Here is a 14441-nt window from a genome sequence, read left to right as displayed (position 1 = left end):
GCAGGTAAGAGCCTGCCGCTTTCTCTCTTACTAGCGTGTACCGGAGGCTCGATGTATCACCGTATGGCGCATGAATCTCAGCCTAATCCGCTGCTGCCGGGATATTCGTTCAACGCTTATCTTGTGGCCGGCCTGACGCCGATTCTGGCAGAAGGGCCGCTCGACTTCTTTATCGATCGTCCCGATGGAATGAAAGGCTACATCATTAACCTCACCATGAAAGGACAGGGTCAGGTCTTTGATGGCGATGAGACCTTTTTCTGTAATCCCGGTGACCTGCTGTTGTTCCCGCCGAAATCGAAGCATTTTTATGGCCGTTCGCCGAGCAGCGATTGCTGGTATCACCGCTGGGTCTATTTTCGCCCGCGTGCCTACTGGGCGGATTGGCTGGAATGGCACACCAAAAGCAGCGGCATTGGTCGCATGAGCCTGCCGAATAACCAACTGCTGCTGGAATTCGACAGGCTGTTTGCCAATATCGAACAGACGCAGCGTTCCGGACGTCGTTTCTCAGAAGAATTAGGCATGAATCTGCTGGAGCGTCTGCTGCTCCGCGCGATGGAAGAAGATCCACAGAGCCCGCAGAAAATCATGGATCCGCGTGTGATAGAAGCCTGCCAGTTTATTACCAGCAATCTGGCTGGAGAACTGCGTATTGACGAAGTTGCGCGGCACGTTTGTTTGTCACCGTCGCGGCTGGCGCATTTGTTCCGTGAACAGGTGGGCATTAATATTTTGCGCTGGCGTGAAGATCAGCGCGTAATTCGCGCCAAACTGTTATTGCAGACGACGCAGGAATCTATCGCCAACATCGGTCGCGTGGTGGGGTATGACGATCAGCTGTATTTCTCACGCGTGTTCCGTAAGCGGGTCGGCGTCAGCCCCAGCGATTTCCGCCGCCGCAGCAGTGAAATCAACTATCCGGCAGCCAAAACGCTGCCCGTGGCATGGGGAGAGCGGATGCCCAGCGCCGTGAGCGGCTAGCGAACGAAAACGAATCAGATTCCCCTAGCTATTATCCCTCTCTGCAATCTGACGGATGACGGGTATATACTGAGTGAGAAATCACAAAGTCAAAATAAGCTAAGGGGAATCGTCATGAGTGAGACCGTTCGTGTTGGGCTGCTGGGCTATGGCTATGCCAGTAAGACATTCCACGCGCCGTTGATTGCAGGTACGACGGGTATGGAGCTGGTGGCCGTGTCCAGCAGCAGTGCTGAAAAAGTGCATGCAGATTGGGCAAATCTGCGAGTAGAGAAAGACCCTCAGGCGTTATTTAACGATCCCGATATTGACCTCATTGTTATTCCTACCCCCAATGACACGCACTTCCCGCTGGCAAAACAGGCGCTGGAAGCGGGCAAGCATGTCGTTGTCGATAAACCGTTTACGGTGACGTTGTCACAAGCATACGACTTGGGCGCTATAGCCGACCGTGTCGGAAAAATGCTTTCTGTTTTCCATAACCGCCGTTGGGACAGCGATTTTCTGACGCTGAAACAGCTGCTGGCGGCGGGAACGTTAGGAAATGTGGTGTATATGGAATCGCATTTCGATCGCTTCCGCCCCGAAGTGCGCCAGCGCTGGCGTGAAGACGGCAGCGAAGGCAGCGGAATTTGGTACGATCTGGGGCCGCACTTGCTGGATCAGGCGCTGGAACTGTTTGGCTTGCCGGTGGCGATTCAGGTAGATATGGCACGGTTGAGGCCTGGCAGTAAGGCGATTGATTATTTCCACGCGACGCTGATTTACCCACAACGCCGGGTTGTCCTGCACGCCAGCATGCTGGTGGCGGCGGCGTCTGCCCGCTATATCGTGCATGGCACACGCGGCAGCTTTGTAAAATACGGTCTTGACCCACAGGAAGATCGCCTGAAAGCGGGTGAACGTCCACCGCTGGCCGACTGGGGTCAGGATAAACACGATGGCGTGCTGACGCTGTCTCGCGATGGCATCACGGCGGAGCAAACGATCGCCACGATTCCGGGTAATTATCCGGCTTACTATGCGGCAGTGCGCGATGCGCTGACGGGTAAAGGCGAAAACCCCGTCAGCGTGCATCAGGCGATTCAGGTGATGGAACTGATCGAGCTCGGGCTGCTTTCCCACGAGCAGAAAAAAGCCGTCACGGTGAAAAATAGCTAGATTTACCGCGTTTTATTCCAGATAGTTAATGGTTTGTTTAAACAGGCGATCTTAGGATCGCGCTAGACTGCTGAGAAAATCAATCGAACGGTGATAATGGTCGAGGGTAAAAATGCAGTACATGCGTCTTTCACGCTCGATTTACGGTGTTCGGAAGGCGCTTCTGATGCCTTTATCTCATTACCACCGTTTTCTGTCTGTAAACAGATTTATCGACTCAGATTTCTAGATTCACATTTAGTCATAGATAACTTTGGGCGATCCTCGGATCGCCCGTCTTGTTAGAGTGTTCATTCGGCGGATAACAGGCTAGGGGAAAGGTGTCGGGCATGGGGTGGTTACAACGGTTACGCATTGATAAATTCTTATTGGTTCTGATTTTGGTGGTGGTGACGGCGTCGGTTCTTCCTGCTGAAGGCTCCGTGAAGGTTTTCTTTGAGCGCCTGACCACGGCGGCGATTGCTCTGCTGTTCTTTATGCACGGCGCGAAGCTATCGCGTGAAGCGATTAGTGCGGGTATGGGGCACTGGCGTTTGCATCTGGTGGTGTTTGCCAGCACGTTTATTCTGTTCCCGCTGCTGGGAATCGGTATGAGTCTGCTGTCGCCAGTGGTACTGACGCCGACCTTGTATCTGGGTTTCCTCTATCTGTGTGCGCTACCAGCGACAGTGCAGTCGGCGATTGCTTATACCTCAATGGCCGGTGGTAACGTCGCAGCGGCGATTTGTAGCGCCTCGGCATCCAGTATTTTGGGCGTGTTTCTCTCGCCGATTCTGGTCGGTTTGCTGATGCACACGCAAGGGGGAGAAACGGATACGCTGCACGCGATTGGCTCTATTATCATGCAGTTAATGGTGCCTTTCGTGATTGGTCACCTGTCTCGCCCGTTGATTGCCAAGTGGGTTGAACGTAACCGCAAGCTGATTAATATCACTGACCGGTCATCAATTCTTCTGGTGGTGTATGTCGCTTTCAGCGAGGCGGTTGTGCAGGGGATTTGGGGACAGATCAACGTCTGGTCATTGCTGGCCGTCGTCGGTTGTTCGATCGTGCTGCTAGCGATTGTGCTGGTGGTGAATACGCTGGTTGCCCGGAAGATGGGCTTTAATACCGCCGATGAAATCACCATCGTATTCTGCGGTTCAAAGAAGAGCCTGGCGAATGGGATCCCGATGGCAAACGTGCTATTTCCTGCCGCTGCTGTCGGTGCAATGGTGCTGCCGTTGATGATTTTCCACCAAATCCAGCTGATGGTCTGCGCTGCGCTGGCTCAGCGCTATGCCAAGCGGATAAACAAGGAACAGGATACGCCTCGTCAGTAAGCGATTACCGCTCTCTCGCATCATGCAAAACGCCCTCGGTCTTACACAGGCCGAGGGCGTTGTCATTTGTAACAAGCACTGTAACTATACGGAAATACAAGAAATAATCTATTACAGTGATAGTTTCATTGTGGTGTTACTTTTTTGTTGCGTTACGTTATAACAATAGTCGCTCATCGAGAGGAATTGTCGATAGAGCAAGACACAGTTGATGATAATTATTATTTGAGAACGAGGGAAATATGTTTAAAAAAACGGTGTTAACTTTAGCGATGTTAGGGACGTTGGCTTCCGCATCTGTGCAGGCTGCGCAGAGTATGGAATGTGTGAAAACCAGCCAAAAAGAAATTGCGTCGTTATTTGACCGTTGGAACGCATCGCTGCAAACAGGGGATGCGAAGAAGGTGAATAGAAACTATGCGTCGGATGCCGTGCTGTTGCCGACGCTGTCCGATCAACCGCGTACGACTGACGCCGAGCGTATTGATTACTTCGAACATTTCCTGGAGAAAAAGCCGGTTGGTAAGATTGATACCAGCACGATCCGCATCGGCTGTAATAAGGCTGTTGATACCGGAACCTACACCTTCACATTCGGTGATGGTAGCGTAGCCAAGGCACGCTATACCTACACTTATGCCTGGAACGCGAAACAGAAGCAGTGGTTGATTACCACGCACCATTCCTCGGCAAACCCGGCCAGTTGATCTCTGTAATTTATCGGTAATAAACTTGTGTCAAACGGCTAACGAAAGTTAGCCGTTTTTCGTGAGCGGCTGACCCAAACTACTGGGTTGCACCACGCTTACGCAGAACCTTTTCACGCAACAGCTGCTTTTCCTGCTCGCTGATAAACGCAATATTCAGGCCGTTTTCCTGTGCTTTGCGGGTTTCTACCGCCGTCAGGCCAGCAAGTGGGGCCGCGACCTCATATTCGTGACGGATCTCTATGCCCTGAACCGCAGGATCGTCCGTGTTGATGGTGGCGGGGATTTCATAGCGTAGGAAGTGGATCAGCGGATGTTTATCCAGTGATTCCACGGTGCTGGTTTGAATGTTAGAGGTCAGACAGGATTCGATGCCGATGCCATGTTCCGCCATGTGCGTCATCAGACGCGGATCGATAATCGCGGTTACGCCATGCCCGATGCGCTCTGCACCCAGATGGTTAATCGCCTGCCAGATACTTTCCGGTCCGGCCGCTTCACCTGCGTGAACCGTAATGTGCCAGCCAGCATCGCGGGCTTGTCGGAAATGAGAAGTAAACTGCGCACCTGGGTAACCCAATTCATCACCGGCCAGATCGAGCGCGACGATGCGATCGCGCTGGGATAGCAGGGCGTCCAGCTCTTGCTGGCAGGCCTCGGTGCCGAAGGTCCGACTCATGATGCCAATCAGACGGATATCAGTATCGAAATCGCGGCAGCCTGCGGTAATGCCGTCGATCACTGCCTCAACAACACCAGCAATCGGCAGTTTATGATTCATCGCCATATAGTAGGGAGAGAAACGCAGTTCTGCGTAATCCAGCCCGGCTTTCACGGCATCTTCAACGTTCTCGTAAGCCACGCGGCGGCAGGCATCCAGTGAACCAAGTACGGCCACGCCCCAGTCGAGCTTTTGTAAAAAGCTCAGTAAGTCAGGTTCGTTTTTGGTGACCTGAACGTGAGGACGGAGCGCGTCAAGATCGCTGGCGGGTAACGCTATATTGTACTGGTGACCTAGATCCAGAATAGTCTGGGCGCGGATATTACCATCTAAATGGCGGTGGATATCCGTCAACGGCAGGAGTGAATCAATCATAATGTTATTGTCTGATTACTGTTTTTCATACGACAAAGTATAAAAAGAAATCGAGGTAAATAGCCAACAGTTAGCGCCAAAACCCCACTATTCTGAACAATCATTAAGCAAAAACAACCTGTTACTGCTTTTCCTGACCCGTGGCACGAGCGTTCAACTTAGGAATAGCTCGGATATAAATGAGCTCGCTGAGCAATTCTACTAACGTTTGGCTGACGATCGCGGCCGGAAGTAGCGGCAGTGCGCCGGGTATTGCTAACGCCAGCGGCAGAATAACCAGAGAATTTCTCGTGCTGGCGCTAAAGGCCACAGCGCGCCCGCCAGCCGAATCCAACCTGAACAGTTGGCTAGTGAACCAGCCGAGCAGCGGGGCCAGCAGCGCGAAGATCACATAAAATGGCACCGCGAGTAGTACCGATGCCCAGGTGGTGCGCAGCTGGGGAATGACCGCCGCAACGACGATAAACAGCACCAGAGCGGTAGCCGGAACGGGAAGATAGCTCAATGTATCCGAAAAGGTTGCCATCGTGCGCTGTCGCGCCGCTAGCCATTGCAGAAGTGCGGCCAGCGCTAAAGGCACGGCAATCAACCAGATAAATGCATCGATAAAGGGCGCGAAGACGATAAGTCCAGAGGCGTCCTGGCCGAGAAATAACGTCAGGTAGAAGGGCAGCGCCAACATTTGCAGTATCAATAAAATAGGCGTCGCAGCCAACAGGCGGGCGGCATCTGCGCGCCCCAGATGCGCGAATGTCACCACGTAGTCAATACAGGGGGTGAGTAGCACCAATATAATGCCTAGCTTCACCAGCGGTTCGGCGGGGAGGAAGGGCAACAGTACCGCGACGAACAAAGGAATCACGATGAAGTTGGCAGCAAGTAACGCGCCGATGAATCTGACCTGAGTGAGGCTCTTTCCGATCGTGGTCAGCGGCACTTGCAGGAACGTGACAAACAGCATCAATGCCAGAGCTGGATTAATCACGATATCGAGTTGCTCCGTTCCCGGCAGCACCAAGGCGGTTGCCACTGCCGCTATCACGGCAACAAAATAGATCGCAGCCTGATGGGCTTCCATGAAGGGTTTCAACGCGGACATGGTGTCATCTCACTATGAAGCAGAAAGTGTAGGGCAGAAAAAACGGCGGCTGCAAATGCGGCCACCGTGTGTTTTAGCACCTAATTATTACGATGTGTTGGCTTACTGCGCCGGTGGTGTGACGGGTTCTTCCTGTGCACCAGGCAGAGACTCTTCACCTTCTTCCGTTGGAACGGAGAAATACGGCGCGATGAAATCGGCTAGCGATATTTTGTTGCCGTTGAAATCAATTTGGCCATCAGCATAGTGCAGCGAGCTGGTAATCGCGTTGTCCTTCGTGACGCTCAACTGATTCATCTGGCCGATGCCCGCCATCATCTTCGCTTGCTGCTGCGCCATTTCTGTCGCCTGCTTTTGCTCTTCATCGTTGGCCGGTTTCGGCCCCGCCTGCACCATTAATTCTGCCAGCATATCCAGCGGTACATTGAGCTTGGCATCGAGTTTTTTCACCGACTGACGAATGATTTTTTCTTCATCTGACAGGGTGGCATCGTTCGCTTTATCCGTGCTCTGCAACGGATCGGTTAAATCCAGCGCCAGCGTGAACGTGCCTTCACCTTTGCTGTTTTTCCAACTGATCGGTGAAATAGCAATGCTTGGGTTGCCTTTCAACAGCTGCGGCAGGTATTGCAGAACCGACATGGCGACTTCGTGCTGATAAGTATCGGGATCCGTTACGGCTGGATCCTGCAACAGTTTCTGCATTTTTTCCTGATAGGCGGTGACGAACTGTTTGGTACCTGCACCGTCAAGCTGTGAGATAGACATATTCACGTTGCCTGATCCCAGGTTGCGGTCGCCGATAACTAACGAGCCCAGCGTCACGGCCAGTTTGCCTGCCAGATTTTTGTCATCTTCCGTTGCGCTGCTTTGCAAAGAGAAGTCGTTCAAGGTAACCGGTTCTCCGCCTTCTACAGTAAACGTCATCGCTTTAAAGGACAGGTTGCCATCACCTATATCAAGATCGAATTTGCCTTTTTGATTGGTTCCCTTGATCGAGAAATCGGTGAGATCGACGTTCTCTGTTTGGCCCCAGGCATTTTTTCTTTCCATCTTCACGCTGCTGATGGTGGTATCCAGCTTGCTGCTGCGCAGGTCGTGCCCGATATCTACCAAGGCTTCCGCGCCGCTGAAGGAAAATTTCTGTTCTGGCGACTGATGGTCGATAGGGGCCAGCGTAACGAGTGACTGCGTATCTCCGCTGTAAGCGACGCGAGTTTCGGCCGTAAAGAACGGCTTATCTTTCGTCAGTTCAAACCAGGCTTTGACGGCGGGTGTGTTGGCCAACTCGGTATGGACAGACGCCATTGCAGGGATGAGGTTGAACTTCTTAAGCTGTGCCAGCGGGAATGGCCCGTGAGACACGGTTTCGTTGAAGACGAGCTCTTCACCGGGCGCAAGGATCTTCGCGCCTTCTGCTGTGCCTATCGAACCATCCGCTTGCAGCACATAGGAGAGAGTGCTGCTGAATACGCCGCCCTTATAGTCGCGATAGACGACTTTCAGGCCCGCGTTCGGGTAGGCTTGCTTGAGTTTGGTATTCAGCGTATCGGTAAAGCCATCAATTTGCTGAGCCATCTGCTTGCCGGTGTACCAGGATGCGCCGGTCCAGACGGCACCCAGAGCAACAATAACGCCTACGGCGACTAACGACTTCTTCATTTTTATTCATCCTTTAGTAAAAAAATGCGCGTTTTCAACGCGAAACGCTGGCAACTTACCCGTAGGTAACCGCAGCGTATGGAACAAGTTATCGGTTAAATACGCGAGCGAGACGCCCCTGTCCCTCAACCGTTATCGGTGATTCGCTGGCGGAAATGAAGCAGGATTCTCCCGGACGTAGCGAGAGCCGCTGCTCATTTTTTTGCAGGACGGCATGGCCGTCAATACAAAATACAATGGCGGCACTATTCTGGCTGAGCGTCTGCGGGCTCTGGCTCAGTTCGTGCAGCGAAAAAGCAAAATCCTCAACAGGAATCGGGAAACTGAGTTCATTACCCTGTCGGTGTGGCGTCGTCAGCAACTGGTTTGCAGGTTTGGCTTCAAACACGACATTATCCAGCAGTTCTGGAATATCAATATATTTCGGCGTTAGCCCAGCGCGCAGCACGTTGTCTGAGTTCGCCATGACTTCTAATGCCACGCCTTTCAGATAAGCATGCGGCGTTTGCGCAAACAGGAACATGGCTTCGCCGGGTTGGAGCGTAATGACGTTCAGCAGCAGCGGGGAGAACAATCCGCTGTCGTCGGAATAGTATTGTGTGATCGCGCGGATGGTCGCCCACGGTTCGTCATTTTGACTATTTAGCGCGGCCTTCAAGACGCCGAGCGCACGCGATTTTTGCTCACCTTCCATACTCAGCAGGTTGGTGAAGAGCATGGCGAGATTCTTCGCATCGGGCTGTTGTAAAAACGCGGAGATGGACGGATGTGCGCTGGCAACTGGCTCCAGCAACTGCACAATTTCAGATAATTCTCGGAACCCATTCATGGCCTGAAAGGGCGTTAATGCGTAGACCAATTCCGGTTTGTGATTGGCATCTTTGTAGTTTCTTTCGGCCGCATCGAGCGGGATACCCGCTGCATTCTCTTTCGCAAAGCCTTGTTCTGCCGACGATTTACTGGGATGAACCTGAATGGAAAGTGGCTGTTCCGCGCACAATACCTTAAACAAAAAGGGCAATTCGCCAAAACGTTGTGCGATCGTTGCGCCAAGATGGGTAGTCGAGTCTTCAGCAATCACTTCTCGCAGGCTGCGGGTGTTGCCTTTTTCATCAATAATCGCCGAACTGCTTTTAGGATGGGCACCCATCCAAAGTTCCGCCATCGGTAAATTATTAGGGTTATCAATGCCATATAGCTCAGTTAAGGCGTGTTTGCTGCCCCAGGCGTAGTGCTGGACGCAATTGAGCATTTTTTGCATGTCGGCTCCCTGCTATTACATTAATTGTTAATTTCTGTGATGCTGGCTGTTAATTACTTGAGTGATTATGAATACACTGCATCTTCTTCGCTTCATGGTAATGTTTTATGTAGCGCGATGCCAGACAGTGTTAGTAGACCAATAAGCGTGATAAGGCCAGTGAGTGTGATCAGAATAGGCCCGGCGATGTGATTCGATGTCTTCTACTATTTGAATGTGTGTTTAAGGAGGAAAGGTAATGAGCACGACGCGTAGTGAAAAAGACTCAATGGGACCGATTGATGTTCCTGCTGAACGGTTATGGGGCGCACAGACACAGCGATCGCTGGAACACTTCCGTATTTCTGAAGAGAAAATGCCCCGTGCGCTGATTTATGCACTGGCGCAAACCAAGCGCGCGGCAGCCCGCGTCAACATGGATCTCTCGCTTCTGCCTGCCGATCGGGGAAATGCGATTATTCAGGCGGCGGACGAAGTGTTGGCTGGTCAGCATGCCGGGGAATTCCCGCTAGCGATCTGGCAGACGGGGTCTGGCACGCAAAGCAATATGAATATGAACGAGGTGTTGGCTAACCGTGCCAGTGAACTGCTGGGGGGAGAGCGGGGCAACAATCGTCTGGTTCATCCGAATGATGATGTCAACAAAAGTCAGAGTTCCAACGACGTCTTCCCGACGGCGATGCATGTCGCCGCTGTTGTCGCGATCAACGAACACCTGATTCCTGAATTGAAAGCGTTACACGCCACGCTGGCGTCCAAGGCCGAGCAGTTTAAGGATATCGTCAAGATCGGCCGTACGCATTTACAGGATGCCACGCCGTTGACGCTGGGGCAGGAAATCTCCGGCTGGGCCGCGATGTTGCAGCATAACCTGAAGCATATCGAAAACAGCGTGCCACACATTTGTGAGCTGGCGCTGGGCGGCACTGCGGTCGGAACTGGGCTAAACACGCATCCCGAATACGCGGTGCGTGTGGCAGCAGAACTGGCGAAACTGACCGGTCAACCGTTTGTGACCTCGCCGAATAAATTCGAAGCGCTGGCGACCTGTGATGCGTTGGTTCACGGGCACGGTGCCTTGAAGGGGCTGGCTGCATCGTTAATGAAGATTGCCAACGATGTGCGCTGGCTGGCGTCCGGCCCGCGCTGTGGTATCGGCGAACTGAGCATTCCTGAAAACGAGCCGGGTAGCTCCATCATGCCAGGCAAGGTCAACCCGACCCAGTGTGAAGCGCTGACGATGCTGTGCTGCCAGGTGATGGGCAACGATGTCGCCGTGAATATCGGCGGGGCGTCCGGTAACTTTGAGCTGAACGTCTATCGTCCTATGGTGATTCATAACTTCCTGCAATCAATTCGCCTGCTGGCTGATGGTATGAAGAGCTTCGATGAGCACTGTGCGGTGGGGATCGAGCCGAATCGCGATCGCATCAATCAGTTGCTGAATGAATCGCTGATGCTGGTGACGGCGCTCAACACACATATTGGCTATGACAAAGCGGCAGAAATTGCCAAAAAAGCGCACAAAGAAGGGCTGACGCTGAAGGCGGCCGCGCTCAAACTGAACTACCTAACCGAAGCACAGTTTGATGAGTGGGTTCGACCGGAAGATATGGTCGGTAGCCTGAAAAAGTAATGGCACGATAGTCAGCGTTTTATCCTATAGCCTGCCGGTGTTTACCCGCAGGCTTTTTCTTTTTTATTCCGGCGCATCGGTATACAGGTGCAAACGCGGAATGAGCAGGCGAAGTTCGGCCGCTTTCGGTTTGTGTTTATGCTTGATGTTATTGGCGTCATAAGGATTGAGTTCACCGATAATGGGGATCTCGCCGCCGGATTCTTGCTGACAAAGCACAAGCAGGGGAGACGGGCAGGGATGCTGAACCTGTTTTTGCTGTTCGGGATACCACACGCGGGCGATAGGCTGGACTTTGACCGGGCGTTTAATTTTCAAAATGGCGTCTTCCGGCAGCGACAAGACCGCGTCAATTTCCTGCTCGATATGTTCAATCCACTGCGCTTTGGTATACGGCGTCGTATGCTTTGCCGCATTCAGACTCTTGGTGAGTTTCTCCAGCAGCTCCACACGCGTCATATTTTTGATGACATGCTTATTCGCCCAGCCAAAACGAACTGATGCCGGATTCGTTATGAGCGTCAGCGAACGGTAAGCGCTAAGCGTGATCAATCCTTTCAAATGCGTGTGGACGAACTCAAAGCGCTGTTCCGGCTCTAGCCCCGATTCGACGGTAATAATCTGCTCCAGTTCTTTTTTCAGTGCGTTAATTTCCGCAATGAGCAACTGTGCCTGCTGATACTGCGCGGCGTTGACGGAAAAGCAGAGTGCGCCCGGCAAGCGTATAGCGCTTTTACTGCTGAGCGTTTCCGGGTAGTGGTGAATGAACAGACGCTGAAAGTGCGCTAGCCCTTTATCGCGCGCTTCCTGCCCGACGTACTGCGTGACGGTGATATGTTCGATAGGGTCGTGCTCCGTTCCTTTTTCCACATGCGGAAGGGAATAGACGCGCCCGGCCAGCAGCCGATACTCGGCAAACTGTTGCTGCATCAGCGCAAGTTTCTGTTCTAACGTCTGGAAGCAGTGGTTCATGCGATCGATTAGCGTATAGCGGTTCATAGCAAAAGCCTTTTTAGTTACAACATACTTATCTTTATACTGATAAATGGACACTTCAGCAATCGTGGTCGGTATTATTTCAAGCAGGTTCGACGGGGGTCATAGAGAGATAACGTGGAAACAGCGCGGAGTTTACCTGATTCAGGCAAACTCCGGTAAGAAAGGCGTTTAAAGGCGATGCTTGAGTATCAGGCTAACGACCAGCGCGAGAAGTAACAGAGTGCTCAGGAACGCGGTGATCCCCATCCAGCCGAATGAATGCCAGAAGAATCCCCCCAGCGTACCGGCCAGACTGGAGCCCAGATAGTAAGAAAAGAGATACATTGATGACGCCTGACCTTTCGCACGCCGCGCCCGTTGGCCAATCCAACTGCTGGCTACCGAATGGGCGGCGAAGAAACCGGCGGTAAAAAGCATCATCCCGCTAAAGATCGCGAAGAGCGAGCTCAGTGCCGTCATCCCCAGTCCCGTTAGCATCAGGAGGATCGCAATGCTTAGCACTGGGCCGCGTCCGTAGCGAGCCGTTAATGCTCCGGCTTTTGGCGAGCTGTAACTTCCGGTGAGATAAACCACGGAGAGTAAGCCAACCACCGCCTGACTGAGTAAATAAGGCGGAGCCAGCAACCGATACCCAATGTAGTTGAACAGGGTAACGAACGCGCCCATCAGCAAAAATCCCTCAAGGAACAGCAGCGGCAAGCCCGCATCGCGCCAGTGTAATTTGCTATTCAGCAGCAGCGTTTTTGGACGCAGCGAACCGGGTCGGAAATGTCGTGAGTCGGGCAGAATACGCCAGAATGTTATCGCGGCAATGAGCGCCAGTACGCCGATCGTACCGATGGCGACTCGCCATGGGAAATAGTCCGTTAAGACCCCGCTGACCAGACGTCCGCTCATGCCGCCAATGGAGTTACCGCTGATATATAACCCCATCGAGAACGCCAGCACGCTGGGGTGAATTTCTTCACTCAGGTAGCTCATGGCGACGGCAGCGACACCGCTTAACGACAGACCCATCATGGCCCGCATGACCAATACGCCATTCCAACTGGTCATAAATGCGCAAATCACAGTACAGAGCGCGGCCAGCATCAAGGACACGACCATCACATTCTTACGACCGATGGTGTCGGAGAGTGGTCCGGTAAACAGCAGCCCAAACGCCAGCATCACCGTTGAAACGGAAAGCGACAGACTGCTGGTCGCCGGAGAAATACCGAAATCCTGAGAGAGCACCGGCAGCAGCGGCTGAACACAATACAGCAGGGCAAACGTTGCTAACCCGGCAGAAAACAGCGCCAGTGTGACGCGCATAAATTGTGGCGTACCACGCGTGATATAAGGCGTTTTACCAGAATGTTTCGGGGCAATATCATCCGCATCGTCGGCCGTAGAAAGAGGCCACTCGTTCGATGCAGAAGATGGCAGGTTACTCACAATAATTCCTTACCGGAAAGGGTAAATCAGGCGTAAAACAACAATGGGAGGATCATAGAAGAGTGATATTATTTTGTATAATATATTAATAATCATGATTGATATGTTTAAAGTATGAATATCGAACTACGTCACCTTCGCTATTTTATCGCGGTCGCGGAAGAGCTGCATTTTGGCCGAGCCGCAGAACGATTACGCATTTCACAGCCGCCACTAAGCCAACAGATTCAGATTCTGGAGGAGCAGGTGGGGGCAAAATTGTTGGCGCGCAACAACCGGAATGTCCAGCTCACGCCAGCAGGCGAGATGTTCCTGAAAGAGGCCTGGTCGATTATCAGTCAGGTTGATCAGGCGGCGGAACGGGCGTCCCGCATTCAACGCGGTGAAATTGGGGAATTAACGATTGGCTTTACCTCGTCCGCACCGTTTATCAAAAAGATCTCCAGCAGCCTGCTGCGTTTTCGCCAAACATACCCGGAAGTGCATATTCAGATGATGGAGCTTAACACCAAGCAGCAAATTGAACCGCTGCTGAACGGTAAGCTTGATATCGGCATTATGCGCAATAATCCGTTGCCAGACGCGCTGGATCATCAGTTGCTGCTGCGTGAACCGCTGATCGCTGTCGTGCAGGAGTCCCATCCGCTAGCGCAACAGGACGCAGGGCGAGCAATCAACATCACACAGCTGGCAAATGAGCCGTTCGTTTTCTTTTCGCGCGCGGTTGGAACGGCGCTGTATGACGATACGCTGACGCTGCTGAAACGCTATGGCATCAGCCCCTACATTACGCAGGAAGTGGGCGAGGCGATGACCATCGTCGGCCTGGTATCCGCGGGATTGGGCGTGTCCATCTTGCCAGCATCGTTTTTGCGTATTCGGGTCGATGGCGTGAAATATTTGCTGCTGGAAGAAGAAGACGCCACAACGGAAGTCTGGCTGGTGACGGCACGACATCAGCCGCAAAGTGCTGCTGCGAAAGTGCTGATGTCGCTGATGCTGGGCGGATAATCGTTAAAATATGCGCGCTAAATCACATAACGAATCAAATATTTGACGAGTTTAGTGAAAAGCCCC

12 protein-coding genes are annotated in these 14441 nt (G+C 52.6%); 6 read left to right on the top strand and 6 right to left on the bottom strand.

Annotated features, from left to right (window positions below):
• Positions 1-51 precede the first annotated feature (51 nt).
• The 4 genes from araC to MYB54_RS11370 all read left to right on the top strand — a co-directional run bounded on the left by araC (position 52) and on the right by MYB54_RS11370 (position 4174).
• The gene (araC, locus tag MYB54_RS11385; RefSeq protein WP_010275170.1) at positions 52-984 is read left to right on the top strand and encodes an arabinose operon transcriptional regulator AraC; all 933 of its coding nucleotides are present in this window, start codon (positions 52-54) and stop codon (positions 982-984) included.
• Between the two features lie 114 nt (positions 985-1098).
• Positions 1099-2145 (top strand): oxidoreductase, encoded by a 1047-nt coding sequence (locus tag MYB54_RS11380; protein WP_014915368.1) that lies wholly within the window; start codon positions 1099-1101, stop codon positions 2143-2145.
• Positions 2146-2474: 329 nt separating this feature from the next.
• Complete coding sequence (locus MYB54_RS11375; RefSeq protein ID WP_014915369.1) at positions 2475-3467, top strand: bile acid:sodium symporter family protein; 993 nt, start codon at positions 2475-2477, stop codon at positions 3465-3467.
• Positions 3468-3709: 242 nt separating this feature from the next.
• A complete protein-coding gene (locus MYB54_RS11370; protein ID WP_014915370.1) occupies positions 3710-4174 on the top strand; it encodes an SgcJ/EcaC family oxidoreductase in 465 nt (154 codons plus the stop codon).
• A gap of 79 nt (positions 4175-4253) precedes the next feature.
• On the opposite strand, the gene add is transcribed toward MYB54_RS11370, so the two are convergent.
• The 4 genes from add to manA form a co-directional block, all read right to left on the bottom strand.
• On the bottom strand, positions 4254-5270 hold the full coding sequence (gene add, locus MYB54_RS11365) for an adenosine deaminase (RefSeq protein WP_014915371.1): 1017 nt from the start codon (positions 5268-5270) through the stop codon (positions 4254-4256).
• Between the two features lie 121 nt (positions 5271-5391).
• Positions 5392-6369: an arsenic resistance protein gene (locus MYB54_RS11360; protein WP_248720799.1), complete on the bottom strand. Its 978-nt coding sequence runs from the start codon at positions 6367-6369 to the stop codon at positions 5392-5394.
• A gap of 102 nt (positions 6370-6471) precedes the next feature.
• Positions 6472-8031, bottom strand: coding sequence for a YdgA family protein (locus MYB54_RS11355; RefSeq protein WP_039496204.1), 1560 nt, complete (start codon positions 8029-8031; stop codon positions 6472-6474).
• 88 nt (positions 8032-8119) lie between these two features.
• Positions 8120-9292 (bottom strand): mannose-6-phosphate isomerase, encoded by a 1173-nt coding sequence (manA, locus tag MYB54_RS11350; RefSeq protein WP_180784315.1) that lies wholly within the window; start codon positions 9290-9292, stop codon positions 8120-8122.
• A gap of 238 nt (positions 9293-9530) precedes the next feature.
• Between manA and fumC the strand changes: the two genes are divergently transcribed.
• Entirely contained in the window at positions 9531-10928 is a 1398-nt protein-coding gene (gene fumC / locus MYB54_RS11345) for a class II fumarate hydratase (RefSeq protein ID WP_014915375.1), read from the top strand.
• A 63-nt stretch (positions 10929-10991) separates the two neighbouring features.
• On the opposite strand, the gene tus is transcribed toward fumC, so the two are convergent.
• Both tus and MYB54_RS11335 read right to left on the bottom strand, forming a co-directional pair.
• Positions 10992-11927, bottom strand: coding sequence for a DNA replication terminus site-binding protein (tus, locus tag MYB54_RS11340; RefSeq protein ID WP_248720798.1), 936 nt, complete (start codon positions 11925-11927; stop codon positions 10992-10994).
• 168 nt (positions 11928-12095) lie between these two features.
• Positions 12096-13364, bottom strand: coding sequence for an MFS transporter (locus tag MYB54_RS11335; RefSeq protein ID WP_014915377.1), 1269 nt, complete (start codon positions 13362-13364; stop codon positions 12096-12098).
• A gap of 114 nt (positions 13365-13478) precedes the next feature.
• Between MYB54_RS11335 and MYB54_RS11330 the strand changes: the two genes are divergently transcribed.
• Positions 13479-14375, top strand: a complete 897-nt coding sequence (locus tag MYB54_RS11330; protein ID WP_010275135.1) for a LysR family transcriptional regulator — start codon at positions 13479-13481, stop codon at positions 14373-14375.
• The last annotated feature ends 66 nt before the right edge of the window (positions 14376-14441 follow it).

The organism is Pectobacterium nicotianae, assembly GCF_023272715.1.
GTDB lineage: Bacteria > Pseudomonadota > Gammaproteobacteria > Enterobacterales > Enterobacteriaceae > Pectobacterium > Pectobacterium brasiliense.
Note: the sequence above shows the minus strand (reverse complement) of the source record. Positions and strands in the feature narration are given on the sequence as shown.